Source organism: Mycobacterium sp. 852002-40037_SCH5390672 (genome assembly GCF_001665875.1).
Lineage (GTDB): Bacteria > Actinomycetota > Actinomycetes > Mycobacteriales > Mycobacteriaceae > Mycobacterium.
In genome coordinates this window covers 1-26,337 of record NZ_LZTA01000084.1, presented here as the reverse complement: position 1 = coordinate 26,337, position 26,337 = coordinate 1, and the positions used below count along the sequence as shown (strand labels likewise).

29 protein-coding genes are annotated in these 26,337 nt (G+C 61.7%); 14 read left to right on the top strand and 15 right to left on the bottom strand.

Features of this window, described 5'->3' with window-relative positions:
- Positions 1 to 1,215: 1,215 nt before the first annotated feature.
- The 5 genes from A5782_RS25595 to A5782_RS27290 form a co-directional block, all read right to left on the bottom strand.
- The gene (locus A5782_RS25595; RefSeq protein ID WP_156623968.1) at positions 1,216 to 2,919 is read right to left on the bottom strand and encodes an AAA family ATPase; all 1,704 of its coding nucleotides are present in this window, start codon (positions 2,917 to 2,919) and stop codon (positions 1,216 to 1,218) included.
- Between the two features lie 428 nt (positions 2,920 to 3,347).
- Positions 3,348 to 3,503 (bottom strand): hypothetical protein, encoded by a 156-nt coding sequence (locus A5782_RS26215; protein WP_156623967.1) that lies wholly within the window; start codon positions 3,501 to 3,503, stop codon positions 3,348 to 3,350.
- A gap of 455 nt (positions 3,504 to 3,958) precedes the next feature.
- The gene (locus tag A5782_RS15510) at positions 3,959 to 4,288 is read right to left on the bottom strand and encodes a hypothetical protein (protein WP_231986694.1); all 330 of its coding nucleotides are present in this window, start codon (positions 4,286 to 4,288) and stop codon (positions 3,959 to 3,961) included.
- Positions 4,288 to 4,512, bottom strand: coding sequence for a hypothetical protein (locus tag A5782_RS15505; protein ID WP_067101698.1), 225 nt, complete (start codon positions 4,510 to 4,512; stop codon positions 4,288 to 4,290). The genes A5782_RS15510 and A5782_RS15505 overlap by 1 nt, the downstream gene beginning before the upstream one ends.
- A 76-nt stretch (positions 4,513 to 4,588) precedes the next feature.
- Entirely contained in the window at positions 4,589 to 4,837 is a 249-nt protein-coding gene (locus A5782_RS27290) for a helix-turn-helix domain-containing protein (RefSeq protein ID WP_082942950.1), read from the bottom strand.
- 306 nt (positions 4,838 to 5,143) lie between these two features.
- Here A5782_RS27290 and A5782_RS15495 point away from each other — a divergent pair, with 306 nt between their 5' ends.
- Complete coding sequence (locus A5782_RS15495) at positions 5,144 to 5,344, top strand: hypothetical protein (RefSeq protein WP_067101694.1); 201 nt, start codon at positions 5,144 to 5,146, stop codon at positions 5,342 to 5,344.
- Positions 5,345 to 5,482: 138 nt separating this feature from the next.
- Here A5782_RS15495 and A5782_RS15490 read toward each other — a convergent pair whose 3' ends face one another.
- Both A5782_RS15490 and A5782_RS26865 read right to left on the bottom strand, forming a co-directional pair.
- Positions 5,483 to 6,523 carry a tyrosine-type recombinase/integrase gene (locus A5782_RS15490; protein ID WP_369815636.1) on the bottom strand — a complete coding sequence of 347 codons (1,041 nt, stop codon included), beginning with the start codon at positions 6,521 to 6,523 and terminating at the stop codon, positions 5,483 to 5,485.
- 407 nt (positions 6,524 to 6,930) lie between these two features.
- Positions 6,931 to 7,206, bottom strand: a complete 276-nt coding sequence (locus A5782_RS26865; protein ID WP_231986693.1) for a tyrosine-type recombinase/integrase — start codon at positions 7,204 to 7,206, stop codon at positions 6,931 to 6,933.
- Between the two features lie 146 nt (positions 7,207 to 7,352).
- Here A5782_RS26865 and A5782_RS26860 point away from each other — a divergent pair, with 146 nt between their 5' ends.
- The 6 genes from A5782_RS26860 to A5782_RS26210 all read left to right on the top strand — a co-directional run bounded on the left by A5782_RS26860 (position 7,353) and on the right by A5782_RS26210 (position 11,549).
- The gene (locus A5782_RS26860) at positions 7,353 to 7,535 is read left to right on the top strand and encodes a hypothetical protein (RefSeq protein ID WP_369815635.1); all 183 of its coding nucleotides are present in this window, start codon (positions 7,353 to 7,355) and stop codon (positions 7,533 to 7,535) included.
- A 364-nt stretch (positions 7,536 to 7,899) separates the two neighbouring features.
- Positions 7,900 to 8,550: a hypothetical protein gene (locus tag A5782_RS15475; protein WP_156623966.1), complete on the top strand. Its 651-nt coding sequence runs from the start codon at positions 7,900 to 7,902 to the stop codon at positions 8,548 to 8,550.
- 263 nt (positions 8,551 to 8,813) lie between these two features.
- Positions 8,814 to 9,497: a hypothetical protein gene (locus A5782_RS15470; protein ID WP_067101679.1), complete on the top strand. Its 684-nt coding sequence runs from the start codon at positions 8,814 to 8,816 to the stop codon at positions 9,495 to 9,497.
- A gap of 242 nt (positions 9,498 to 9,739) precedes the next feature.
- Positions 9,740 to 9,928 (top strand): hypothetical protein, encoded by a 189-nt coding sequence (locus tag A5782_RS15465; protein WP_067101676.1) that lies wholly within the window; start codon positions 9,740 to 9,742, stop codon positions 9,926 to 9,928.
- A gap of 6 nt (positions 9,929 to 9,934) precedes the next feature.
- A complete protein-coding gene (locus tag A5782_RS15460; RefSeq protein WP_156623965.1) occupies positions 9,935 to 10,633 on the top strand; it encodes a hypothetical protein in 699 nt (232 codons plus the stop codon).
- A 172-nt stretch (positions 10,634 to 10,805) separates the two neighbouring features.
- Positions 10,806 to 11,549 (top strand): hypothetical protein, encoded by a 744-nt coding sequence (locus tag A5782_RS26210; protein WP_156623964.1) that lies wholly within the window; start codon positions 10,806 to 10,808, stop codon positions 11,547 to 11,549.
- Between the two features lie 14 nt (positions 11,550 to 11,563).
- Here A5782_RS26210 and A5782_RS26205 read toward each other — a convergent pair whose 3' ends face one another.
- Positions 11,564 to 11,713 carry a hypothetical protein gene (locus A5782_RS26205; protein WP_156623963.1) on the bottom strand — a complete coding sequence of 50 codons (150 nt, stop codon included), beginning with the start codon at positions 11,711 to 11,713 and terminating at the stop codon, positions 11,564 to 11,566.
- A gap of 588 nt (positions 11,714 to 12,301) precedes the next feature.
- On the opposite strand from A5782_RS26205, the gene A5782_RS15445 reads away from it, so the two are divergent.
- Positions 12,302 to 12,787 (top strand): pyridoxamine 5'-phosphate oxidase family protein, encoded by a 486-nt coding sequence (locus A5782_RS15445; RefSeq protein ID WP_067101708.1) that lies wholly within the window; start codon positions 12,302 to 12,304, stop codon positions 12,785 to 12,787.
- Positions 12,788 to 12,945: 158 nt separating this feature from the next.
- On the opposite strand, the gene A5782_RS15440 is transcribed toward A5782_RS15445, so the two are convergent.
- The 3 genes from A5782_RS15440 to A5782_RS15430 all read right to left on the bottom strand — a co-directional run bounded on the left by A5782_RS15440 (position 12,946) and on the right by A5782_RS15430 (position 15,709).
- Positions 12,946 to 13,380, bottom strand: a complete 435-nt coding sequence (locus A5782_RS15440; RefSeq protein WP_067101666.1) for a DUF4383 domain-containing protein — start codon at positions 13,378 to 13,380, stop codon at positions 12,946 to 12,948.
- A 75-nt stretch (positions 13,381 to 13,455) separates the two neighbouring features.
- Positions 13,456 to 14,034: a cyclic nucleotide-binding domain-containing protein gene (locus tag A5782_RS15435; RefSeq protein ID WP_067101662.1), complete on the bottom strand. Its 579-nt coding sequence runs from the start codon at positions 14,032 to 14,034 to the stop codon at positions 13,456 to 13,458.
- Positions 14,035 to 14,152: 118 nt separating this feature from the next.
- Positions 14,153 to 15,709, bottom strand: a complete 1,557-nt coding sequence (locus A5782_RS15430) for a succinic semialdehyde dehydrogenase (RefSeq protein ID WP_067101659.1) — start codon at positions 15,707 to 15,709, stop codon at positions 14,153 to 14,155.
- A gap of 143 nt (positions 15,710 to 15,852) precedes the next feature.
- Between A5782_RS15430 and A5782_RS15425 the strand changes: the two genes are divergently transcribed.
- The 3 genes from A5782_RS15425 (at position 15,853) to A5782_RS15415 (ending at position 18,721) form a co-directional block, all read left to right on the top strand.
- A complete protein-coding gene (locus A5782_RS15425; RefSeq protein ID WP_067101656.1) occupies positions 15,853 to 16,536 on the top strand; it encodes a DUF2510 domain-containing protein in 684 nt (227 codons plus the stop codon).
- A gap of 150 nt (positions 16,537 to 16,686) precedes the next feature.
- Positions 16,687 to 17,088 carry a hypothetical protein gene (locus A5782_RS15420; RefSeq protein ID WP_067101653.1) on the top strand — a complete coding sequence of 134 codons (402 nt, stop codon included), beginning with the start codon at positions 16,687 to 16,689 and terminating at the stop codon, positions 17,086 to 17,088.
- 394 nt (positions 17,089 to 17,482) lie between these two features.
- On the top strand, positions 17,483 to 18,721 hold the full coding sequence (locus tag A5782_RS15415; protein ID WP_067101648.1) for a fatty acid desaturase: 1,239 nt from the start codon (positions 17,483 to 17,485) through the stop codon (positions 18,719 to 18,721).
- Between the two features lie 75 nt (positions 18,722 to 18,796).
- On the opposite strand, the gene A5782_RS15410 is transcribed toward A5782_RS15415, so the two are convergent.
- A complete protein-coding gene (locus A5782_RS15410) occupies positions 18,797 to 19,000 on the bottom strand; it encodes a cold-shock protein (RefSeq protein ID WP_067101644.1) in 204 nt (67 codons plus the stop codon).
- Positions 19,001 to 19,134: 134 nt separating this feature from the next.
- On the bottom strand, positions 19,135 to 19,269 hold the full coding sequence (locus A5782_RS27050) for a hypothetical protein (RefSeq protein ID WP_255360780.1): 135 nt from the start codon (positions 19,267 to 19,269) through the stop codon (positions 19,135 to 19,137).
- Positions 19,270 to 19,845: 576 nt separating this feature from the next.
- Here A5782_RS27050 and A5782_RS15405 point away from each other — a divergent pair.
- Entirely contained in the window at positions 19,846 to 20,298 is a 453-nt protein-coding gene (locus tag A5782_RS15405; RefSeq protein WP_067101640.1) for a DUF5994 family protein, read from the top strand.
- 151 nt (positions 20,299 to 20,449) lie between these two features.
- On the opposite strand, the gene A5782_RS15400 is transcribed toward A5782_RS15405, so the two are convergent.
- On the bottom strand, positions 20,450 to 21,253 hold the full coding sequence (locus tag A5782_RS15400) for a transglutaminase family protein (RefSeq protein ID WP_067101636.1): 804 nt from the start codon (positions 21,251 to 21,253) through the stop codon (positions 20,450 to 20,452).
- 264 nt (positions 21,254 to 21,517) lie between these two features.
- The gene (locus A5782_RS15395) at positions 21,518 to 22,312 is read right to left on the bottom strand and encodes a GAP family protein (protein WP_067101631.1); all 795 of its coding nucleotides are present in this window, start codon (positions 22,310 to 22,312) and stop codon (positions 21,518 to 21,520) included.
- 1,207 nt (positions 22,313 to 23,519) lie between these two features.
- Here A5782_RS15395 and A5782_RS25580 point away from each other — a divergent pair.
- Together A5782_RS25580 and A5782_RS15385 are read left to right on the top strand one after the other, a co-directional pair.
- The gene (locus A5782_RS25580; protein WP_082942949.1) at positions 23,520 to 23,747 is read left to right on the top strand and encodes an MbtH family protein; all 228 of its coding nucleotides are present in this window, start codon (positions 23,520 to 23,522) and stop codon (positions 23,745 to 23,747) included.
- A gap of 52 nt (positions 23,748 to 23,799) precedes the next feature.
- The coding region (locus A5782_RS15385) for an amino acid adenylation domain-containing protein (protein ID WP_156623962.1) at positions 23,800 to 26,337 on the top strand (2,538 nt) is incomplete at its 3' end.

Below are 26,337 nucleotides of genomic sequence, written 5' to 3'. Positions count from 1 at the left end.
AATCTGGGATGCCTAGCAGCCGGAGGGTCGTGTTGATTAAAAAAACTGGCTTGACCTGCGCTGATGACTTCCTGAGGAGGTGGTGTAGAACAGTCTCTGACCTGCAACGATGGAAACTACCTGCTGTAGTAGCGGAACAGATGTTTGGGCGTTATAACCTGTTCTAGTTTTCGGCGTTTGCTGTACCGTCAGAACAGTTTGCCACGATTCGGCACAGCGGAATCCGACTGTGGCACTGAGGATTTGGTCAGCGCAAACAAGAAGCTGGATTAGTCAACCTTGGAGATCACGATACCCGCCGTTGAGCAGCCGACTGGGCCGCCAACCGCTGTGCCCGCCGTGCCGCACGGACCTGCTCAATCCGTTGCCTCTGAGCCTCACGTTGCCGCCGACCATGGTTCGGTACCCCTGGCGGGTGGGTCGTGGCTGTGCGTGGCCGCTGGGCCTCGATTCGGGGCTGTTCTGGCTTGACACTGCGAGCCACCACCGCTGCCGCTTTGGTCGGCGCGTGACACTCCCCGCCGACCACTCCAAGATCCCGACGTTCCCGGTCGCTAAGTGACTGCGCCCACTCACGACACCGACCGCGTTGCGGACAACCAGCACACGTGTCAAGCGCCTGGCGCTGAGCGTCGGCATCACCGAGAGCCGCGAGGTCGTATACCTGGTGCTGCCCATTGCAGGATGCGCCGGGTAGCGATGGTGCCTGACTGACAATCGAAAGTAGATCAGACACGCCGCTTTGTCGGGCAGGCCATAACGGTATGGCGCGTATCGGTTCCACGGTCGCCAGGCTACGTTTCCGCCGTCCATTGGTGCATGTCGGCAGTGAGTCGAATGTCTTAGTAGTTCTCTAGCTCGTTAGCTGGCAGGGCATCCCGTGTGTGGGGGTCTATTTAATAGACCCCCCACAAAACGTGATTTGCCTGTCGTGATTGCCGTGATTTGGTGCGTGATTTCCTGACCTGCACAAATACCTGAAACGTGATTACCGTGATTTGGTGCGTGATTTAATCGGGCCAAAACACCGCGTGATTTCCTGACCTGCGGTTATACCTCGGAGCGTGATTTAGCGTGATTTACTTTTGTGGCGAAGAATCGTTTGCTACAGCTCTATCCCGTTGCGGGGCAACGTTTTTCAGCGTACGTACGCGCAATGGCTTAAAATCACGCACCCTCTGACCTGCGCAGATAATAAAGATCCGCTGACAGGTATTAGGTCGCGTAGTAGGTGGCTGGCGGTCCACCTTTGATGCCACCACAGGCAATCGCCCTACCCTCGTCGGCGTACTTGTCCAGCTTTCGCCGAGCCCGTTCGGTCTGTGCCCGTGTCGGTTTGTCGGTATCGAACAGATGGGATGCAGCAGCAGGGATAGTGATCCCGTCTGGTCCGCTGGCTTTGAGTACGTCCAACAGATCGGCACTCGCGTCCACCCTGACTTGACCAGCTTTCTGGTCGTGAATGAGCCGCCACGGTCCCACGGTTTCCAGCACTGGCTTGACGTGTTCAAAGCTGATCGACACGTCACCGGATTCGCCGGTCAGCAGGATCACTGAGCCAGCACCAGCGGTCAGCCATATGCTGCCGTAAATCTCCGACAGCGCCTTGCTCTGCTCATTGCCTTGCAGCATTTTCCGGCAATGGTGTAGCTCGCACAGTTGGATACCGGCCGCGGTGAGTGTCTGACGCGCTCGGTTGTATGCGGCTGCTGTCTTGTCGTCGGTGAGACCGATCACCGCGTCTTTGAGGCTATCGACATAGACGACGCTGGCGTTGTGTTCACGAGCTACCGCGAGCAGCATCTCGGGATCTGTGGCCAAGTCGTTGGGGAGCGGTCCTTTACGCACGACGAGCCGTCGTTTCAAAACCTCGCGATCTGCCTCGGTGAACTGCCGAGACATCGAGCGGCCAATCTGTGGCGGGCGATCCATCGCCAAATACAAGATGTTGCCCTCTATTTCGCGCACCGGCAGCCCAAGCACCTTGCCGTCACCCAAACCAAGCTGGGCGCGCACCAGCAACCCGGCGAGTGTCGTCTTACATAATCCGGGCATACTGGCAAGCATCAGCGCTTCGCCTTCGGGCCACAACACATGAGTCCCGCTGCCCCACAACGCCGGGACGTCCTGCGGGTCATCGAGAATGAACTGATCACCTGACACGGCAGTGGGGCGCGGCTCGAATTCAGTTGTAACTACATCGCTTTCGAATTCACGCCCCTCGCCGGCATTTTCGTTCTTTCGCACCTCGGCGGGAATACCGCTGCCACTTGCCGTGGTGTAGCCGTCCTGGTCGAGCCTTGTCCAGTCGAATGGCTCAGTGAATTTGCTTATGGCACGGTCGATGGCCGCTTCTACCTGGGCATGGTTCTTATTGTTCGGGTCGGAAAGACTGCCGTTGAGTTCGTTGGCGCGAATGATCGCGTCGCGCAGGTCTTCACGGGTAAGGTCTCTGTCGTTGACAAGTGGAGCGAGATACCTAAGCGCCTTTGTGGTCTCCCCGTCTCGCGGGCTATTGATCCCACCTGTAAGTAGCGCCAGCGCAGGGAAGCCCTGTGTACCGCACTGTTGGCCTGTGAAGCAGCGCCAGTTCAGCAGGCCGAGAGCACGTTTACGTCGTGCGCTGGCAGACATGCCCGCCCGAATCTTCGCGCTTTCGCGTTGACGAATCTCTTGGGCGGCATCCCATTGCTTGCGTGCAGCTATGTTGTGTTCGCGGACCTCAGGAATATCTGGTGCGAGGTAGAGATTGAAGCCGTCTTGAACGGCCTGGCTCCACTTATATTCGTCGTCCCAGTCTTCGCAGCCAGGTAACACAGGATCTGGATGCCACGGCGTAACGTCGTTGCTTGGTTTGTATGGTTGCCAACCGTTATCGGTTGGCGCGTTATTCTCTGTGGTAGTCTGGTGTTTGGTCACCGCTACTGACCTCCGCGAACCGGCAGCTTACGTGAGGGCTGCCGGTTCGTTCTTATCTCGGTTGTGTTTTCGCTGTCATGCGTCAGGTGTTCCTATCTGTTGTGTTGGTTAACATTTCGATTCTACGCGCTAGCTGGCATTACCTCCCACTGAGTCAATTGTCTTAGTCCTGCGCGGTTTCCGGCCACCACCGGGCTTGCGGCGATGGATCGCAACGTCTATCGGCATGGACCGCGACCGGCGTGCATTGTGGGCAAGGCATAGACCATGTACGCGAGCGCGCCCGTCACACCCGCCTGGCACCGGAGCTTGGCAGAACGTGGGATTATGCTCAACGAACGTGCCCAACAACGGATCTCCGTAATCGAGCCAATGGTTATAGTGCCGTTTGCACCAGCCGCGTGCCCTGGCGTCGCGGTCGCAGTCGCCTACGCGGCATTGTCTGGCCATGAGTCGACCAGCTGGTCGTATTCGACCTCGATGTCATCCCGTGTGCAGCCCAATGTTTCGACGGGTTCGGTCGTCTTATCGATCAAATCCTCTAGCGCTTCGTAGTTGGACGTGTCGAAGTCGTCGGGCACCATGACCTCGTACCCCGTGTTACGTTGTCTCGGTGACTAACAGTGCCAGTTTTCTCATTGTTCTTATTCCTTCCGGCGGTTATTCGGTGCGGTCTCGCATCGAAGTCTGGTTGTAGCTACGCGGCATCGTCTGAATCATCCCGTTGCGCTGGCCATTCGATGATGCGACCCAGCGATACCCCACGGTGCCACCGGCTGTCGTGATGTTTCATCAGCCCGCATACGCCAAACCCATTGGGGCAACGTGCTCGACAAATCGGCACCGGTACCCCGCGTGCCGTGGACGGCCTACCCTTATATCGCTTGCGTGGCATCACTGCCGCCGTCCGGTCCCACAGTCAGAGCAGCGCTTGCTGTCCTTCATTGCAGGTCGGGTAAAACACGTGCAGCACAATGCTTTCGGTTGGTTACCAGCCGGGGCCAGGTCGGGCCTCACCGGTCCCGGCTGGGAGTCTTGTTCACTCATCCATCCACTCCACCACTTCGGGCTCAAAGCCGGGCAAGGTTAAATCATCGACTAACCCGGCAATAACCCGTCTATCGGTGCGCAACATCGCTTCCAAGAGAAGCTGTGCTTCGTGGTCGTCAATGTCGCGCGCAATAACGGTGTAACCCCGGTCGCCCTCCATATGCTGAATCGTCCGAAGTATGTCGCCTCTGGCGAAGTTTGCGAACGCCATGAAATGTGTTCCCGGCGTGTCGAGTAACGTAAAGAAAACGACGTGGATGATGAACCCTGGCAATCTTTCAGACGTGACAAACGTCACCGGGTAGTCACTGTCACTCATCATGCACACTCACCTGGTGGCGTGCGTGGCTTCTTCACTTGCTGGCAGGTCTGCACTCGTTGTGACACAAGTTGTTCCAAGATCACTTGGCGCTCATCCGATGTCATGCGATCCACCAGCCCCCGGGCGATGGTGATCGGCGTTGCCGCTGGATACGCTTCGACGGCGTCGGGAATAGCGTTGTGCAGCAACGTGGTTGTTGCTTTGACGGCGTAGTCGGTCATGCTGCGCTCGGACCATTTCGCGTGGCATAGTACTCATCCCACGAACCAATCGCGCGTGCTGGCCAGTCGTTGTGCTTCATGCTTCACCGCTTGGCCGCATAAACCGGTCGCGGCGTTCTTCGATTTCATATTCGGGGACCGGCCCGTTCGGCACTACTGGCTGGATAACCTTGTCCAGGTCAGCCCGGTCGATTCGGATCATGCGGTGTGTTCCGATCCGGTAGGCACGTAACTCCCCGGCAGATATGAGCCGTCTCAAATGGCGTATGCTGCAACCTAATTCGTCGGCGGCATCGTAGAGACTGACCCAGTGTCGTGTTGGCATGGTGCAAATTCCTGTTCGTGTTCTCTGGTGCCCTTTTGGCACTTACAGTCCACGTTAACTGCGGGTGTGTGGACTGCCGGAACAACTTTGGTTTGTTACCGCGACGTGACCTGTGCGTCCATGGCTGTCTACCAGGGGCAATCCTGGGGTGGCTTAGGGTTGCGGGTGAGCCGCCGAGTGACCACTCCCGTGCTCAGGGGGCAAGTCACGTGGTAACTGTCAGACGGTCTGACAGTCCGTAATCTGGACAATATGTACGGAAATCCGCACAGCACAACAGGTCTGAGCAGGTGTACCGTGCACACCATGAACCGCAATCAAGCACAAAACCTGATGGCCATTGCCTGGGAGCATTACGACGAGACCTCGTTTTGGCCAACCGTCATCAGAGGACTACGCGCCATGGGCTACACCTGGTCCGACATCATGACGGCACTCGGTTTCGACGCCGACCAGCAACGCCAACTCCGGTGGGTGGTCGATCAGCGGCCCATTGCGAGTGGCTGAGCTGCACGCTGGGGCAGCGAAACCAGGTGCGACCTATGCCGACACCTGGTGATCACAGATCAGGTGAGTAGGTGGCCGAAAAACGTCAATCTCGGCCACCTTCAAAAACGCGATAGTGAATCACCTGATCTTGATTCGTCAGGTGAGTAATTTTGGCGTTTTTGACTCACCTGGTGTCTGCGCCTGCGCCTGCGCGTCCAGTGCCAGGACCGACAGGGCATCAGCTATCTCGGCGTCACGGGTGGACACCACGGCTTGATACATCAGCGACGCTCGGGCCGTCGAGTGACCCAAGCGGGCCATGCTCTCCACCAAGTTGCCGACACGGGCAACCACCGTGCCTTGAAAGTGCCTTAAGTCATGGACCCGAACACCGTCGCGGCCAATGGCTTTCAGTGCTGGCCGGAAGTGGCCGCGCCGAAACACGGTGTCGTTCAAGTGTTTACCCGCGCCGTTGGGGAATAGCAGAGCATCGGGTTGCTTGCCGGTGTGAACGTCTAAGTGGTGTTTAACGTCGGGCCGAATGTGTGGCGGAATCACGACAGTGCGGGGTTTGCCGGTTTTAGTGGACCCGACGTGATATCCACCAGCGTCGCGGGTAACCCCACGACTCACGGTAAGCACCTCGCAGGCCGCGCCTACGTCTTTACGACGCAACTCGATGACCTCGCCCCATCGCAGCCCGGTCCAGGCCGCAAGCAGCACCAGCGCTTTGTATTGTGCCGCAATCGAATCCGCTAGCGCGGCAACCTCGGCAATATCCAGAATCACCGGCTCGCGTTTGCGTTGGGTATTCATGGCCCGTTCGATCTGGCACGGATTAGCCTGCAACAGGCCATCTTTCACGGCGGTAGCGCAAATGGAATGCAACAGTCCGTAAGCGTGAGAATTGCGCCTCGTGTGCTCCGTCCCCAGCTTGGCATACCAGGTGCGCACCGACTCGCTGTTGAGATACCGGAGCGGTACCTTACCGATGGTGGGCTCGATGTGCAGTTTGAGCAGTGACTCATACAGCGACCGGCTCCGCGGTTTGAGGGTCCGCTGCTCGATCCATTGGGTCGCGTATTCGCCCAACGTTTTGGACTGCGCCCTGAGCTGCGCGGTGCGTAGTCGTGGGGGAGTCCACTCGTCGCGGTCGACCAGTCGGCGCTCAGATGCCAGCCAGTGCTCGGCGTCCATCTTGCTGACGTACGTGGTCGGTGCTACGTGCCGTCCCAGGTCGGGACCGATGTAGCTGGCCTGGTACCGGCGTGATGACGGCAAACGTCTGATGTGTCCCCAGCCTCGGTGACCTCTCTTGCCAGCCATGGCGCGACCCCTTGCGTGCTATCCATGTGCGATGCAACAGGCAATTCTAGTCACTTCTGGTCACTTGCTGGCAACTCTGTGCTATTCTCGTCGTTGCTGGTTAAGCGGCATTTCCACTGCCTACCAGCTACAAATTACACCTCCCCGATGACAGGTTCAAATCCTGTCAGCCCGACACAGGTCAGAGGGTATTTTCACCTCTCGGTCAGTACCCCAACACGGGTCGATACCCCAACCCGTACCCCAACCAGGCCGCGTTTGCGCGTGTCCGCTTGCGTTCATAGCCCGAGTCGTCCCGCCAAACTGTCCACCGCGGCGCGCGCCGTGTCGTCGCTCGTGTGGCCGTACACATCGCCGGTGATCGCGATGCTGGAATGCCCGAGCAGGTCGGACACCGCCTTGATATGCACGCCCGACTCGAGCCACGCCACCGCCGCCGAATGCCGCAGTGTGTGCACGCCGACACCCTCGACGCCGGCCGCCTTCGCGGCCACCTCGAGCACGCGCAGCAGGTTGCGCGGATCGACGGGCCCGCCGAGCTCGGTCGTGAACACCAGCCCCCGGTATCGGTCCACTGATTCGCCGCGCATAACCGCTCGGCGGCCTGGTTGGCCTTCTGTTTGCGCAGGAGCGTCACGACGGCAGGGGAGAGCGGCACCGCCCGCCGTGACCGTGCCGTCTTGGGCTCGTCGACGAGGCGGTGAGCAAGGGCAAGATCACCGCGGCCCGAAAGAAACACTGGCAGATGCTCATCGAGGCGGATCCCGGCATGGCTGAGGTCCTCGCCTCGGTGCCCAACGAGACCGCCGTCCCCATGACCGAGCTTGGCCACAGTCTCGAGCCCGTCGACGCCGGCGCCGACAAGCCGGCCTGGTTCTACTAGACGTCGCCGCTCGCGGTTGCCTGGCATGGCCTGATGAGCGCGACCACGGTGGCCGGCCGTCCCGTCACTGAGCGGCCGCCACCGTGACCTCCGAATCGGACGCATGACGGCCGACTATGAGGCAGACCGGCGAACCCGCGAGGCGCGCCACCGCGAAGTGATCGCGCAACAGCTTGGCGCCTTCCCACGCGAGTTCGCCCGCTGCACCTGCTCAACCGCATCATGGGGCCCCGAAGACCACGCCAACACATGCCCACTTGGCCCCACACCGCCACTGTCCAGCGATCACGCGCCGCGGGCGACACGCGACCTTCCCGAGGCGCGGTTCTAGCCCGGCGCCGCCGCTCGGGAGACAATGCCGCAGATGGCTGATTTGCACCCACAAACCCACCTGCGCGCCGCCGCGTGGGTACCCGACGACGACCCACAGCGGGATTGGGCGGACGCTGCTGCGATCGCCGCGGACTGGCTATGGCAACAAAGCGAAGCCGAGGGCGTTCCGCCGCTCCTCGTCACCAACACCCAGGACGCGGGATGGGGCATCGAGACTCTCGACGAAATCGCTCGCGCTGGCGGACACGCCACACCGCGCAGCCGAGGCCGCTTTGATCGAGGCCCGGTGTTCTCCTACGTACCGGACGAGAAGTCGCTTCGCTATGCGATGGACCTCGCACGCGGATACTCACTCGTCGTCGTCGAAGGATCGTTGTTTCCCCTCGCCGAATGGGCAGCCGGTGCCAACGCAATCAACCTGCTAACCGATACCGCGACTTCGTCGGACATTCCAGACGATGTCCGAGAGGACCTCGACTCCGCGGTGTTTTACGGCGGCAACAACGGATGGACGGGGCCGGATGAGAAGGACCACGCTCGGCGGCATCTCATCGAACACCTGCGTAGCGGCAGGCTCAGCGCCGAACAAGCGGCCAGCTATGTCATGTCACAAGGTGTGTCCGACCGTGGCGCAAAACGGCTGCGGGAACTGCTGGACAAAGACTCTCGCCGTTCCCGCTAGGACCGCAGTGGTCGCAATATTTGCGCAGCTCAGAGGCCTGAAAAAGTCGGGCCACCCCCCTGCCTGACTGCCAGCGGTACTCAGAAACTTTTTTGTACAGCGACCCCTCAAAAACGGGGGTGTCGGCCAGCAACGGGTGCTCGGCGGGTCGCCGCGGGACGGTCGCGGGTGTGGTGAGGAGCCTGCGGCGTGTTCGTCGGCGCTGCACCGGCATGATCCACCTAACCCCGACCCAGGGCGGAGGGCGGTAGGCTCGCGGGCTTATGACGTGGCTCCCCGAGGCGCTTAAGTACATCGGCAGCGGTGCGCTCGGTGCTTACGTGCTGACCTGGGCGCGCGAGCGCCGCCGTACCCGCGACGCATACCGTGCTCCTCAGCGTGAAGCTATCGGCGAAATCCGCACTGCCACAAACTCGTTTATGCTGCGTGAGCTTGACACGCGCACGGCCATGACGGAGATGACTCAGCATGTTCGCCACCTCATGGCGCAAGGGCAAGCGGCGGACTCGGCGCAGGTCATTGCAGCCACCAAGGCGATGGGTGAGCGCCTTCAGACTGCTATGGCGGCGATGGGCGCCACGCTGCTCGACGTCGACTGCGCGTTTTCGATTGGGACGCTGACCATCGTCGATCCGCCATGCTTTGAAGCGATGGGGGCGGCCTACATTGAGTTCGACGCGGTGGGCCGCTCAATGCGCTACGGCGGCGCGACCGAAATGCGATCCATCGAGGAAATCGACCAATACACCGCGAACCTGCATCACTGCGCCACCGAGTTCAACAAGAGCGTTGGCGCGCTGGTACGCGCTGCGCAATCTCGGGTGTCACCGGCAGAGGCATTCACGAACCCGTGGCGGCGGCGCGGTGCGCGTCGTCGCCTCGACGAGTACTACCAACGACGGCATGGGGCACGTCCAGCCGACGAGCCACCTCGCCCGCATTACTGAGCCCCGCTAACGCCGAGGGCCCGGCGCGGTACCCCGTCGTCGGCCGCGCGGTTGTTGACGGCAACGCGAGCTAAGCGTGTTTGTGCAGCTCCAAGCCCATTTCGATCGTGAGATGCAAAAAACTTGTCGGTCGCTTCCGCATTATGGATTTATGACAGGCGCAACTATGTGCCGCGAACACGACATGCCGGGTGCAACACTTAGTGCCATCATGTCCTGGGTTAGGGAGGTGACGAGTTCAGATGACGAAGATTGCGAGCCTGTCCGATGACGAATTGCGGGCGAGACGTGCATCGATCCTCCGAAAATTGGATATGTCGTTCGAGGAAATCCGTGACCGCGCCAACAGTTATGCTCTCGCCGGCGACGAGCATGATGCGTGGGAGCAGCTTGAGTCCATCGCATTCTTGCTGGGAGAGACTCAGGCCTAACCCGCGATGACGTTGACTCACGACGAGTTCAACGAAGAGGTAGACGATTTCGTCACCGACGTCGAGAATGCTGCGACCTGCTTGGCGAACACTGGCTGGCTTCTGGACGTGACAATGGCCGAGGCTGGTCGTCTAAGGTCAGTAGTTGATCTGAGCTTAGGTCTCCGGGGGCCGAACGATCAGCCAGACACGGTACTGGCCGAACTGGCAGCGAACTACAAGCTGTGTGTCGACTCATACTCCACTCACATCGCTGTCGAGCATTCGTCGTTCGTGCTGAAGGCAAAGCTGGATCGGACGCCGATTATTCGGTGGGATTACGACCGGAAACCGAATAACAAGCCCCGATCGCACCTGCAGATAACGGCGCATCGTGGCGCACTGACACACATCTTGTCCCGGCTAGACCACGACACGCCGCATAGCGTTGAGTCGCTTCACATTCCGATGGGAGGCGAACGCTTCCGGCCCTGCCTCGAGGACGTCATCGAGTTCCTTATCCGCGATTGTGGGTTTCAGGGCGGCGCGGATTGGAAGCAGACCATCCGAGATGGCCGTGCGCGGTGGCGTCGTATCCAGACGCGGGCGGTCGTCCGCGACTCACCTGAATGCGCCGTTACTGAGCTCGAGTCGCTCGGATATCAGGTCATTCCACCGGCCGGTGGTTTCCGCGAAGAGAGAACCGACCGGCTCACCGCATGGTGAAGCCCGAGACGGAACGGCACTCGCCGAGAATAATCGGTGGCATGTCATTCACGTTGCCAGTTCGCTCACCGGCGGACATGACTGTCCTCGGCACCATCAATTGACTCGGCCATACATCTTGCGCAACCTGCCTGCGGCCGTCCCGCCATCGAGGACCATCGTCCACGTCTCATTGGCCGCTTTTTTTGCCACTTTGATCGGCGTGGCGCTGCAGCTCATTTTCAGGTGGAAACCAGACGAATGGGGTGCCATCGGGACATTCGCCGCGGTAGTTGTCGCGCTAGGCCAATCTGCTATCGCCAGGTCCGACGCTCGACGCGCGATCGCAGAGAATGACAGGCAACATCGACTTGACATTCGACGCCTCAAACAGCATCACCGCGAAAGTCTTGACCAGGCCAAAAAACTTCACGAACAGGAGCTTGCCCGCGCCGAAACTAGGCATGAGCAGATACTCGGGAGTGAGCACGTCCGCCAACAGATCACCGTCATAAGCGACGTCGTGCGCGAAATTGGTGCTCTCATGGTGCCGGTGGGTGAGCTGTGCGACGCGTTGGAAGCAATCAGCAAGTTCGCCGGTAAGGCCTTGGCCCCCCAAGCGGAGGCGAGGCTATTAGAGCGAAGCAGCGCCGCGTATGTCGCTTGGGCCGGCCATCTTCTGGCTTTTGACGCGAAAGTTTTGGCAGCCGACATGGTCGTCACCGATCGTGAGATTCGCCAAGTGATTCAACGTATCCAGCAGCGAGAATCCGCTTTGAGCGACCTGATCCACCGGGAGCAGCGAGTAATTACCGCTGAACACCGAGCAGGAGAGGTATCCGCAATTCGCGAAGCTTTCGGGGACCTTGCGAAGCTAAGAAACGAAGCACGGCAGGCAGTAGTAGAGCATCTGCGTACACGGTTGCCGCAACGATAGATCGCTCAGGGCGATCAACTTTTTTCGAGGTTGCCGGCGACCACGATTAGCACCGCGGCAACCGAGCGTGCCTCGTCGGCGTCGAGGAGCTCGTCGCCGCCGATGTCCAGCGCCACGCCGCGCAGCACCGTGCCGTCGTCGAATTGCCGGCCGGTGATCGTCACCGTCGGGGCCCACGGTGTACACCGCGCCGTCGAACCACCGCGACCAACCGGCTCCGTCGAACTCCCAGGGGAACACTCCCGGGCATCAGCCGGCGGGTGAATTGTTTTCGTCGTCATGGCGCATAGCTAACAACGCGGAGGAGCGAAATAGCAAGGCCCACAAGGAAATTGTGCATTGCCGGCGTGTCTGTGCAAAGCGCAACCGTTTGTGCGATGCAACATGGTTGGGCGTCACTTGACCTATGCTCAAGTGGTCGCTGAGCGCCTGACCTGCATGTTCGGAATCGATGCCGTACCCCTACCGGTACCCCAACCAGCCGAAAATCGCGCCCGTTAGGGGGTGTTAACGGGCGTTATGAAAACGCGCTGACCTGCTAAGAGCTGCTCCGAGCGAACACGCGAAAACGCCGTTCGGCTATCTGGGGGTCAAGTGGTCGCAGGTTCAAATCCTGTCAGCCCGACGCAGGTCAGAGGCACTTTCCAGAGGTACGGGAGGTGCCTTTTCCGTTCCGTAGCCCCACCCAGCTGACGTTTGTGTGTATCCGCAGGTGTCCAGCTCGGGCCGGACCGGGTAGGACTACGAGTGTGATGAACACGCAGGAGTTGGCTCGGGAGCTTGGCCACCCCGACGCCCAGAAGTTGCTCTCCGGCTCCATGGCACGGCTCGCCTACAACGGACCTGATGGCTTCCCGCGGGTTATCCCCGTTGGGTTCTACTGGACCGGCGAACGCATCGTTGTATCCACGGCACCGACCTCACCGAAAGCCCGCGCGCTTTCGTCCCGCCCGGAAGTGGCGTTGACGATCGACACCGGCTCCACCCCAGAAGAGGCGAAGGCTCTCTTGGTGCGTGGCCTTGCCACACTGGAAACCCTCGACGGCGTCACCGATGAGTACCTCGCGGCAGCGAGGAGGTCAATGGAAGGACCTCAACTTGCCGAGTTCGAACGCAACGTGCGGTCGACGTATAAGCAGATGGTGCGCATCTCGATCGACCCGCAGTGGGCGCGGTTTTATGACTTTGGAGCTGGCCGGTTACCCGCTTTCCTCGCGAACCTCGTCAACGATGGTTAGCACCCGGCTGGGCCTTGGCGCGCATCGACACCGTCCTAGTGCTCTATGCGGTGCGAGTGGTCAAGGAAATCCTCTCCCGCTCTGCACCTGACGATCAGTAGATGCGCTGTTGCGCTGTTCTCTGAGCGCCGGCGCGGTGAGCCGCCAACGGGGAGCATTTACCGCGCTTTCCGAAGATCGGCGAGTGAGTTCCGAAGCCCACCGTCGATCCGGATCTGCACGCCTGCCACCGCGACCATGACCGCGGCGGTCACCAAGTGCACGACCCCGTCGGTGACATTGTTGGGAAACGTGAAAACGAACGCGACCTGATGGGAGAAGAAGGCCCAAATGCCCGGCAGCGCACCGGCTATCGCGGCGAGCAGTAGATACAGCACAGCCCAGGACTTGCGCATAGCGAACACCAGTCCCGGAGCGAACAAGGCAAGACCGGCGACGGCGTGCCAGCCGTTGTAGTCCATTCCGAGTAGCTGCACGGTCGGCGCGGTGGGCCCGGTCGCGAAGCTGGGATTGATGATGAGGCCGATCACCGCCTGGACGACATGAAAAACGCAGATGATCAGCAGCCCGATCTGGGCGAAACTCCACCTCACATTGCACCCCCTTGTGCGCGGCAAGATGACCCAGATACTACGTTCTGTAGTAGATTCTTGCAACGAAGGCAGTGGCTACGCTTTGCTGTTCCGTTCGATCCAGTGGGTCAGCGCATCTTCGAGCGCGGTCGCGACGTCCACACCGGCGCTGTCGGCGGCCTGCTCAAACCGCTCGACCAAGTCGGTGCGGACTGAGGCGCCCAACTTGGAGTGCGACGGTTTTGGCTTCGGCGGTAGGTCTACGGGCACGTGCCGCGCGACGGACGCGTCAATGATTTCGCGAAGTGCCGGAATCTCGTCGAGCAACGTGGCGAGATCGTCGCGTTCGATCCGTAATAACTCGGCCGGCCCGATCGTCGTCACGGTTGCCGAACGCAGTCTCCCACGTTGGAGCGCCGATTCGCCGATCACTTCGCCCGGTCCCAGCGCGGCAACGCGGTCCTGGCCGACGTACACTCCCACCTCCCCGCTGAGCAGGATGTAGCAAGAGTCGGACGGAGTTTGCTCATGAATCAGCGGCAACGGGGCCGAGGTCGAAGTGCGATGAGCTGCTCGGGCGAGACGCTGTAGTTCGGCATCGGAGAAGTTACCGAATGTGGCGTACCGGCGTAGCCGACGAGCGTCTTCCTGAGATAGCTTCTCGTCTGCCTTCATAGCGGACCCCTGACCTGCGCTGTGCCGCTGACATCGAAGAGCGTAACGCGGATTTACGATTCGAACGGCATAAACCGCGATGTAACTCTTCAGCCGGGCCGCGCCGGAGCAACCGAAGTCAGTTCCGGCCGGGAAGCCTCATTACCGCGCGCACGACGGGCACCAACGACTTCTGCCAAAGACTCGACGGAATGCCAAGGGGCGGATCGAGATTGAACACGCGCGCGGTCGCGATCGTCTGCGATTCGGTGTACTTCAACAAGCCTTCGGGACCGTGTCGGCGGCCGACGCCGGACTGGCCCATCCCGCCCATCGGTGCGCCGAGGCTGCCCCACGCGAACGCGTAACCCTCGTTCACATTGACGGTTCCCGATCGCAGCCGGGCGGCGATCTGCTGGCCCTCCGCGGAGGAGCCCGCCCACACGCTGGCGTTGAGCCCGTACTCGGTGTCGTTGGCTTTCTCGATGGCCTCGTCCACGTCGGCGACGGGATAGATCGAGACGACCGGGCCGAACGTCTCGTTGGCCGCACACTCCATCTCCGGCGTGACGTCGGTCAGCACCGTTGGCTCGTAGAACAGCGGCCCGACGTCGGGCCGAGCTTTGCCGCCCGCAATCACCTTGGCGCCCTTGGCTTTCGCGTCGTCCACGTGGTCCGTCACCGTTTCCAGCTGGCCCCCCGAGATCAAGCTGCCCATGTCGACCGAGAAGTCATACGCGGTGCCCAGCTTCATGTTCTGAACCGCGGCGCCGAACTTGCCGATGAAATCGTCGGCGATGTCCTTCTCGACGTAAATCCGCTCGATGGAGATGCACAGCTGGCCGGCATTCGAGAAGCAGGCGCGGGTGGCCGCCTTGGCGGCCTTGTCGAGGTTGGCTCCCCGCGCGACGATCATCGCGTTCTTGCCCCCGAGTTCGGCCGAGAAACCGATCAGCCGTCGCCCGGCGTGTTCCGCGAGCTGCCTGCCCGTGGCGGTCGAGCCGGTGAACATCAAGTAGTCGCAGTTGTCGATGATCGCGGTGCCGACCACCGAGCCTGGCCCGGGCACGACCGCGTAGAGCGCTCGCGGCAGGCCGGCCTTATACAAAAGCTCGGCACACGCGAGCGCGCAATACGGGGTCTGGCTGTCCGGCTTGAGCACCACCGCGTTGCCCGCCAGCAGTGCCGGCACCGAGTCGGACGCGGTCAGGGTCATGGGGTAGTTCCAAGGCGAAATCACCCCGACCACGCCCTTGGGCTGGTAGACAACCGTGGTCTTGCCGACCGCCGGGAGCAGCGGCTGCACCTTTCGAGGCTTCAGCAGTTCCGCCGAGACGCGCACGTAGTAGTTTGCGTTCGCCATCAGGTCGACGATTTCCTCCTGCGCGGCCCATCGGGCCTTGCCGGCCTCGGCTTGCAGGAGATCCATCAGGAACTCGCGGTTCTCGACGACCAGGTCCCGATAGCGACCGATGACGTCGACGCGCTCGGTGACCGGGCGATTCGCCCAGGCGACCTGAGCCGCCCGCGCTTCGGCGAATGCGGTTTCCACGTCCTCGGCCGTGCCGATCGGGATCGTGGTCAGCGGCTTGGCGGTGAAGACCTCCTCGATCGTCCTGGTCTGGCGCGCGGTGGCGTCTTTGATCGCGGCCAGCTGACGCAGGCGGTCGAAGACCTCGGCTGACGGTGCAGGCATGTCGTTACCTCTCGCAGAAGCAGGGCGTTCAAAACACCAGACTATTGGTTTTGCGACGTCGGCCTCATAGTGGCGGTGGGGCGGTTTCGAGCGGCCATCGTTGCGGGTAGCCGGGATGTCTCTGTCGCGACGAAGATGGATACATGCCCGCTGAACAGCCGCCGCCCCCGCCCACATCGGCGCCCGGCTGGTACCCCGATCCAGCAGGGGTGGGCCACGGGCTGCAGCGGTACTTCGACGGCACCAACTGGATCAGCGAGTGGGCTTTCTCCACAGAGCCGCCCAAAAAAAGCGCCTCCGGAAAGGCGGTCCTGGCGCTGGCGGTGCTGGTCGTGCTCGTTCTGCTCGTCGTCATCGGCAAAAGCTGGGGTTTCGACGAAAAGAAAGACAGCCAATCGATCTCATCGGGCAGCCCGACCACCGCCGGACCGTCGACACCGACCGAGGCGGCGCCCTCGGCACCGAGCGGTCCCAAGAAGCCGGACGGGGTAACCTTCACCACCGGCGCCGGCCCGGACGGCGACGTCGTCAACGCCCGATTTGCCATTCGCGACAACTACACCGAGGCGATGATCAAAGACGGTGCGCGGCTCGACACCATCGCCATTCTCAAGTACGCAAGAGCGACCTATCCCGCCGCTTCCGCGGTGAACGTTCAGGGCACCTTCCCGATGACCGACCCGTACGGCAACACCTCGACCCAGGTCGCCATCGACCTCACATATTCGAGAGCCACGTTGGACAAGATCAACTTCGACGGCGTGAGTAAAAGCAGCATCTGGGAGATTCGCGATTCCGGCTCTGTTCTTCCGGCATTTCAGCCCTAGCCGATGAAGTGCGCGGCGGACGCAAGACCACCCCGCCAAGCGCTGCAAAAAATCGTGGTCATCTGCCACGGCAGAAGTGGGTAAGCAACGTAACAAGCGCGGGACCGCGTCAGGTTTTCAAACAGCTCACTAGTCGGAAGGCGGCATCGAATGGTTCGTCACGAAGGAGGCCGATGGGATGTCGGGGCCGAGAGCGATGCGGTTTACCTCGAGCGCATCTCTGAGAGCGATGAGCGGTTATTCGACGACTTGCTGTCACCTCAAGAGGCCCGGGAATTAGCTGGGCTTTTGACGAAGTATGCAGACAAAGCCGACGAGGCCGATGACTCCGACAAGTCGGACAAATCCGGCGACTCTGACGACTCTGACGACAAGTCTGAGGAGGACGTGGACAAGTCCGAGGACGCTGACGATAAGTCGGAGGAAGATGACGACAGGTCGGAGGAAGATGCTGACGAGTCGGAGGACACTGACGAGAAGTCGGGGGAGGACGCTGGCAAGTCCGACGACTCTGACGATAAATCGGACGACTCGCACACGTCTGACCACTAAGCAGTCCGAGGACGCCCTGCGTCGCAGCGCGTCCCTCTGCTCATGCGAAGACCGCCGTTCTCGCGGCTGCTGTAGCCTCGGGGGGTTCAACCAACGTTTAGAGCCGATCGGGCAGGTACTCAAGCAGATGATTCAGCCGTCCACCGGGGCCGATAGGTTCCGGAGGGGTCGCCGTGTCACCCCATCCGATGGTGGCGACGACGGCAGCGGAATCAGCTGGAAGGCCGCACCGGCGGGCGTAGACGTTGACCTCGCGCCGATCCCCGCCCCTTGCGCATAACTCCACTCAAAAGATCGGACGTGACCCATCTTGCTGCGTTTCGTGAACTTCTCCTGTCCGCGTGCCGTCGCGCGAACGCCGTACGCCGCCGCGCGCAAAGCGCGTTGAGCGTCGATGGCCATCACCGAAGTACCTGAATACGCCCATCTCAGCGATGACGACGTCGAGGCGCTGGCGGTCGCGCTGGAGGCGATCCGACGCGACGTCGAAGATTCGCGCGGAGCCAAGGACCGTGAGTACATCCGGCGCGCCATCGCCTTTCAACGGTGCCTCGAGATCGCGGCGCGGTTGACGATCGGCGGTACCAAAAGCAAGCTCGGATGGGCTGCCGGAACCGCTGCGCTGGCCGCGGCCAAGTGCGTCGAGAACATGGAGCTCAGCCACAACATCAGCCATGGTCAGTGGGATTGGATGAACGATCCGGAAATCCATTCCAGTACCTGGGAATGGGACATGGTCGGTCCCTCGAAGCACTGGCAGTCCTCTCATAACCACCTACACCATCTGTTCACCAACATCGTGGGCGTGGACGACGACCTCGGATTCGGAGTTTTACGGGTCACTCGAGATCAGGAGTGGCAGCCGAGCTCCTTGGCGCAGCCGTTGCGCGCGGTGCTGCTGGCCGTCGCCTTCGAATGGGGCGTCGCACTGCACGGCCTGTACGCGGTACAGGATCGCGAGACGACAGACGCCGGCAAATCTGCCCACAAGAGGGTGATGATGAGCAAGATGGCTCGCCAGATCGGCAAGGATTATGTTTTCTTTCCCGCGTTGAGCCGTCGGCGGTGGCGCCGCACACTCGGGGCGAACATCGTGGCCAACGGGTTGCGCAACGTGTGGGCGTACGCGGTAATCGTCTGCGGTCACTTCGCGGATGGAGCGGAAAAGTTCGCCCCGTCAGTTTTGGAGAGTGAGACGAAACCCGAATGGTACCTCCGGCAGATGCTGGGTACCGCCAACTTCCGAGCCGGGCCGGTGTTGGCCTTCATGAGTGGAAACCTGTGCTACCAAATCGAACACCACCTCTTCCCCGATCTGCCGAGCAATCGCTACCCCGAGATCGCCGCCCGGGTGCGCGCTTTGTGCGTCACCTACGATTTGCCCTACACCACGGGTCCGTTGCTTCGGCAGTACCTACTGACCGTCCGCACAATCTGTAAACTGGCGCTGCCCAACCGCTTTCTGCTCGCCACCGCCGACGACGCACCAGAGACGGCGTCCGAGAACAGGTTCGGCAGCGCCGCGGAACGATCACGGGTGGCAGACGCGGGGAACGACGTGCGGCGCGGGGGACTGGCGACTGCGCTAAGCTTCCGCGCTAATCGGCGCCGGCACAGAATCCGTGCTGCCTAGCGATAGATTGTGCTGCGGCGCAAGCTAATTCAGGATCGGTCGCCCAAACCGGGTCACGTGACTGGAGCCGTGGGTCTAGACGGCGGTCACTCCAACCGCCTGAGGGCCTTTGGGTCCCTGGGTGATCTCGAACTCGACCCGTTGATTCTCCTCGAGCGTGCGAAAACCGCTCCCTTGAATCTCAGAATGGTGGACGAAGACATCTTTTTCTCCGCCGTCAGGAGCGATAAATCCGAAACCCTTTTCGCTGTTGAACCATTTTACAGTTCCCTGCGCCATGCCAAACTTCTCTCTTTTAGTGGATGTAATTCACAGACATCCGCGCGGTAACCGTAGCACGAATCACCAAAACACCTGCCGACAGAATTTTGGGTGCGCCCCCGGACCGACGGGCGTTGTGGGAAGTCGGCGCGTCAGGATTTCTTGGTATGCAGCAAAGGTTCGGTCGGCGAGCTCTGGGCGGCCTTGGTGCGCTTCGCAGCGCGCTTCTCTTTCAAAGACTTGCCCGATTTCTTGGCCATGGCTTGCCGAGGGGATTTGTCAGACATTGCGGCCCTTTGATTTTGGGGGCCTGGCTGGTCCCGGTTCGGCCAGCGTACACCCCTTAGGGGTGTCGGGTTCTGCTCTACTGGGCTCGGACGCCGACCGCGCTGACCGAAGAGGATTGAAAAAAGCATAATCCAGCGCTCGCTGACGAAATTGATCGCCTGAAGTTCGACGCCGCACCGGAAAATTCATCGATACCAGGCGGCGCATTGTCCGGAACCAGGCTTCGGCTCAACGCATTTCGCATCCATGCCGTCGGTTGTCGACATGCCGATGCACGACGAGCCCGTGCTGATCCACTTCACGGTCTGGCCCAGCGATGACACATCAGCAGCTGGGGGCGTAAGGTCGCAGTAGAGCCGTTTCGTTGTCGGCGCTGGCCTCGAACGTCATTGCGCGAGCGAGATCACGGACAATGCGATTCCTCCGTCGCCCCGACTTACGGGCCGATCGCTTCGAACTGTGAAGGGTCGTTGCATGAATCGCGCATTTCAGTTGCTCGGACTCGTTGCGTCTGAACGCAATCCGATACCGGACGTGACGGTGAGCTCGATCAGCGTGATGGTGCGGAGCGCCCGGTGACCCCACTGCGACTCACACTGGCATCCCGGCTCGGGAACAAGATCGATGGCGCTTGGTGGCCCCGTACAGGACAGGTCTCGCGAGAACTGCCTAATTTGGTCTCCGTGTTGGAGGCCCGCTTAGGCCAGGTCGTCGACATCAACGTCAATTGGTCAGCGTTGCAAAGCCAGCGGGATCTGAATTGGGGCTGGTTGCAGGGAGTCCATCCACAGGTCATCACGATCATGGGCCGGGATGCCCGGGCGACGCTGCTGTTGGTTCCGCACCGGACCGGTACGGCGCTTGCGGTAATGATTTTGCGCCGGGCCGCCGGCCTACCCGTCTACTCGATCCATCACGATTCCCCAGCGTTCAAGACCGCCGAATCGATAGTTCGTGCGGCCCAGGGCGAGTGCATGCTTGAAGCGCGTCGTCGAGTTCCGTTGAATCGCGGTGCCGGTGCGCGATAGCTTCCGCAAGCAGTCCTGATGCGAAGGTGAATCCAAGCCCGGGTCGGTGCGGGGCTGCGAGCTTTGGGCACGTATTCGATGTAGTACCCAATGCTGTTGCGGCACAACGATGCTTGACGATCAATCGTCAGTTGCGTCCCGCCGGGTGACCTCAGCGGATGGAAACCAGTTGGTCGATGGAATCGCGCGGCAATTCGCCGTCAACAACGGCGCTTACTGCCAGGCGATTCAGCGTGATCGCGCCTTTGTGATTATCGAGGAACGCTGTGTCGGAGGCGTCGCGACCGGTGGCTATCCGCACCAACGCCTGCCGCGGTGCTAGCAGCGTCGCGTCGACCACCCGCCAGTGCCCGTCGACGAAAGCCTCGGCGACGGCGTGGAAATCCATCGGATATACGCCCGGCGCGTACACGGACGCCACGCGGGCCGGGACGCTGACCGCTCGCAGGAGTGCCACCACCAGATGCGCGTAGTCTCGGCATACACCTTCGCCGGCGAGCATCGTGTCCACCGCCCCGTCAATCGGATCGCTAGAGCCGGGTACATAGTCCAGTCTGGTGCCCACCCACGAACTCACGTGCTCGAGCAGTTCCGACGAATCACGGTCGTTACCGAATTCGGTTGCGGCGAAACCAAAGAACTTGTCGGATTCGGCATAACGGCTGGGTCGCAGGTACATCGACTGGTCGTACTCGGTTACCGGAGCCGGATCGGTCTGACCCACGATTGTCGCCTCGTAGTTGACTTGCAGTGTGCCGACCGCCGCGTCGAACTTATGGATACGGTTACCGTGCAGCCCGCTGACTTCCAACGGCGTGATCGGCCGCCCGTTCAAGACGAAGCGCAGCGACTCGAAGACCTCGGTGCGCGGGTGCGGTGCCACAGCAATCTGAAATTCCAACGTCGTGGCCGCGGTGATTTCGACTTCCATCTCGGCGCCGACTTCTCGTCTCATAGCGAGATAGTGCGCCAGTTGTGCAGGATTCGCTACCGGGCGACGATGGGAAGAAACAGCCGATTGGTCGGTACGTCGACGTCGCGCGTCGTGCAGACACCAATTTTTCCTTCACATGCCTCCCGCGGCCGACGCCGGCCAGCGCGGCTTTCAGGGACGATCGAGACCCCCCAGCACCCGATCATCGCCGGTTGACCACCTCACTCGACTAAGCCGGCGAGTTCCCCGTCATTTTGAGTCTCTCCGTCCGTCGAGAGAGCCGATTCAGAGGATGTGCAGGCCCTGCGCCAGCTGTGACACACCGACCACCGTGAACAGGGCCACCAGGATCTGCCGGTGGTAGGTCCGCACCCAGTCATGCAGCACGAGCAGTAAGGACTGCGTTTGTGCCGGCCTGGCCACGTAGCCGACGAGGATGACCTCGACGACGGCGTACATCAGGACGATGAACGCCACGGAGGCACTGGCCTGCGCGGTGACCGAGGCACCCGAGGCCGCGATGATGGCCACGATGAAAAGGACACCGTCGACCGGCACCGAGATGATGCCGATCATCCATGCGACCCACGAGGAGCCGCTCTCCCAGGCGTTATGGATGCGGCCGAGTAGACGCCGGAATGGCGATGGGTCGTCGGTCGGCACATCCTGCGCGCGGGTCAGCAGCCGCGGCATCGCGATCGGTGCACCCGAGACCATCGACGGTTCCGGAGATCGGTCGTCGTCGGGTGCGGGCTGCGGCGTCCGTCGGCGCGTCAGGAAGCGCACCGTCATCACCGCGGCGATCGAGAGGCCGACCACACCAAGGCCAATTTGAATCTTGCTGAGGGTCGAGCCTGTCGACGGGGACGCCGAACCGTGCGCAATGTGTCCGAACATCGGCGTGAAGTTCAGCAGCATCAACGGGATGAGCAGCTCGGGTATGCATACCGTCAGCCCACCGAGCCAGTAGGCCAGCAGGCTCGGCCCGGGCCGTGGACGAGAGATCATCAGCAGGGCGAGGCCGAGACGCACCGGATTGAGCGCAGCCAGGATCCCCAAGCCCAGCACTGACCCCCACATGGTTCGAGGCTCTACCCGCGAGCAGCGGGGTCTAAACGCCGGCTGGCGAGGGGTCAACACTCGAAAACTTTCGCTCGGCAAAGCCGGCTATGAATCAGCTGTGTGCGCCCAAACCCAATCCTGTTCAACGGATTCGGGCGGAGTCGCCGGCGCACCGTAGGGGAGGTGAGAGGGCGGATCTGCGAGCGGGAACCCACCCTGCGCCCCTGGCCGGTCTCGGGCAGCGCCGTTAGCGGGCCGGCATGACGCTCGTGGCCTGGCGAACGCGATCGGCACCGGGTGTCCGTGAGATCAATCACAACGGTCCTGCGTGCGGGGGCGTATCGACGGCCGTAGATAGACTTCGGCAAACCACGCCAGTACCGTGCCGACGGCGGATTCCGCGCGGTGACATTCAGATATGAGACGGCCGGTAGGCGACGCGCCGCGGGCCGGCTGGGTTCCTGCAGCTATGGCACGCCATGAAATGGCGTCGCTGATCGCGATGGCGCCGGGGCCGTCCTAGCAAGCGTCCGTACGTTTTTGCATGGTGGGTGCCGGATCGGATACGCAGGCCTGTTGCGCTGCCGCCGAATTCGAGATCCTCGTATACGCTGCTCAATGCGCATGGCTCCCGTACGTGCGTCAATGCGGTCGGTTGCGCCGTGGTTGTGGATCGCCAGGGCGAGCTAATCGACACGTCAAGGGCAAATATTTGCGATCGCGTAAGCACATCCTACCCACCGGGCAACGGCAAACGATGAGCGTCAGCGCCCATACCGCCCGGGCGCCCGGGCGCACACTAGGAGGCCGCGGCGAACTCGGCGCCCACGCGACACGTTACTTTCGCTAAACAGCAAAACACGAGTGCAATAGTAGAATGGCCGGGGATCGGTTATGTCAGAACGGGTTTCACATGTTTCGCACAGCATTGGGGGGGTATTCACGCGACCGTGGATCGCGACGTCGACAGTTGTAATGGCAACTCGTTCGAAGTGCACTACCGGTGAACGCCAGCTGTCGGCGACGGGCCGGGATGGGCGCCGCGACGATCGTGTCGCAGCGCCGCCCCTCACGACCGAACTCATCGGCGCTGGCATCCGGCGCCCGGGCCGGTCGACATACCGGCCGGGCCTGACGGCTCAATCGTCAAGCGCCGCAAGGCCGCTCGATGGTGTGTGTAGCGCATAAGTTCTATAATTTACGTCGGTGTAAGGGGGTTCATCCGTTGCCGCTCAATCCGTTCGATGACGACAATGGCCGTTTTTTCGTTCTGGTCAATAACGAAGAACAACACAGTCTTTGGCCAATATTTGCTGTCATTCCGCCCGGTTGGAGAGTAGTTTTTGGGGAAGCCGACCGCGCCACATGCATGCATTACATCGAAGAAACCTGGCCCGATATACGGGCGAAAAGTCTGCGCGACACGCTGACCGCGCCGGTTTGTGATCATTAGACCGGTAACGGTATGAATGGCTTCGGGGTCAAATTCTTGGTGGGGGGCGTTAGTGGAGCGTGGTGACCGCGCATTTCCGGTGACGCGGGGTCAGCTGGACATCTGGCTGGCGCTGCAAACGGGGTACTTCGATGTGGCTTGGCAGCTGGGTGTGCTCGTGCATATCCAGGGCGCCATAGACGCCGATCTTTTGCATCAGGCTATGCGACACGTGCTGAATGAGGCTGAGAGCCTGCGGGCTTCGTTCTTCGAAGTGGATGGGCAGGTCTTCCAGAAGGCGGTCGAATACGACGATGTCGATTTGGTTTTTTATGACCTGACTGAGTCGCGCGAGCCCGAGCGCGAAGTCCGTGAGACGGCTTCATCGATCCAGCGAACGCCGATGCCGCTCACCGGCCCGATGATCAAGTTCGCGTTATTCCGGACAGCTCCCGACGAATACTACTGGTTCACGGTTTGCCATCACATCGCCATTGACGGGATGGGCATTGCGCTGATCGGTCGCCGGATCGCGGCTATCTACTCCGCGCTCGCTTCCGGGAAACCAATTCCGCCCGCCTTCTTCGGATCGCTGCACGACCTCGTCAGCGGGGAGTCTGAATACGAGGCGTCACCCAAATTCCTTGACGATCAAGAATATTGGACCGAGAACCGCCCCACGAGTAGCGGGGCGGTTTATCCGTCGACCGTAGCCGACGACGGGCGAGACCCGTATTCACCCTCTCCGCCAGTGCAACTGGATCAGTCGGTGGTGGGCAAGGTCAAAGAGCTGTCCAAAGCGTTAGGCGTCCGTCGCTCCTCGGTACTCACCGCGGCGTGCGCACTCCTGGTGCGCGGCTGGTCGGCTGATGGTTCGGACGAAGTCGTGCTCGACTTCCCGGTCAGCAGGCGAGTCGATCCGGCTTCGAAGACGCATCCGGGCATGCTCGCCGGGGTTGTGCCGCTGGCGTTGAACGCCGCGCCGGACACGACGTTCGCCGCCTTCTGCAGGCACGTCGATACGCGATCACGAGAAGCGTTGCGACATCAGCAATTTCCGACCCGCACTCTCGACGGCGAGGGCGAATTCTCCGGTCCGAGGCAGGCGCCCAACCGCGTTGTCGTCAACTTCGTTCCGGCCCGCCTCACGCTCAGCCTCGGCGAGGTGCCGGCGACCGCGAAATACACCAGCTTTGGCCCGGTGGGCCACTTCGGGCTGTTCTTCCTCGGATTCGGCGATCAGCAGTTCCTGAGCACGGTCGGTAACGGGCAACCGTTCGCCAATTTTGACGTCTCGGATTTGGGGGAGCGGCTGCAGCGGATTTTGGCGACCATGGTAGCCGGGCCGGACCGGCCGCTGTCGTCGTTGGACGTGCTCCATGCCGATGAGCACACCCGGTTGGAAACGGTTGGCAATAAAGCGATTTTGACCGATCCGGTGAGCGCGCCGGTGTCGGTGCCGGAATTGTTCGCCACGCAGGTGGCCCGCGCTCCGGAGGCCGTGGCCCTGGTGTGCGAGGGCGCGTCGGTGACATACCGGGAGCTCGATGAGGCGTCGAACCGGCTGGCGCACCTGCTCGCCGAGCGGGGTGCGGGGCCGGGAGAGTCTGTGGCGCTGCTGTTTTCGCGGTCGGCGCAGGCGGTCGTGGCGATCCTGGCGGTGCTCAAAACGGGGGCGGCCTACTTACCCATCGATCCGTCGTCGCCGAAGACACGGACCGGGTTCATGCTTGCCGATTCCAAGCCGGTCGTCGCGGTGACCACCGCGGAGCTGGCTGAGCGGTTCGACGGCCACGGCGTCACCGTCATCGACGTCAATGATCCACGCATCGAGGCCCGACCCGGCACGACACTACCGATGCCTGACCCGGCCAACGTCGCTTACCTGATCTACACCTCGGGCACCACCGGAATCCCCAAAGGTGTTGCGGTTACTCACCGCAACGTGACACAGCTGATGGGATCGCTGGATGCGGGTCTGCCGGCCGCGGGAGTGTGGTCGCAAAGCCACTCGTACGCCTTCGACGTCTCGGTGTGGGAGATCTTCGGTGCGCTGCTGCGCGGCGGGCGGCTGGTCGTGGTTCCCGAGTCGGTGGCCCGCTCGCCGAAAGACTTCCACGCCCTGCTCGTCGCCAACGAGGTCACCGTGTTGACGCAAACCCCGTCGGCGGTGGCGATGTTGTCGCGCGAGGGGTTGGAGTCGGTGTCGCTGGCGGTGGTCGGTGAGGCCTGTCCGGCCGAGGTGGTGGATCGGTGGGCGCCGGGCCGGGTGATGGTCAATGCCTATGGGCCGACGGAGACCACGATGTGTGTGGCGATCAGCGCCCCGCTGGCGCGGGGATCCGGGACGCCGCCGATCGGGTCGCCGGTGGACGGCGCGGCCCTGTTCGTGCTCGACCCGTGGTTGCGGCCGGTGCCCACCGGTGCCGTGGGCGAGTTGTATGTGGCCGGCGACGGGGTGGCCGCGGGGTATGTGGGGCGGGCGGGGTTGACGGCGTCGCGGTTTGTGGCGTGTCCGTTCGGGGGTCCGGGATCGCGGATGTACCGCACCGGCGACCTGGTCCGGTGGGGCCACGACGGTCAGCTCGAGTACCTCGGGCGGGCCGACGAG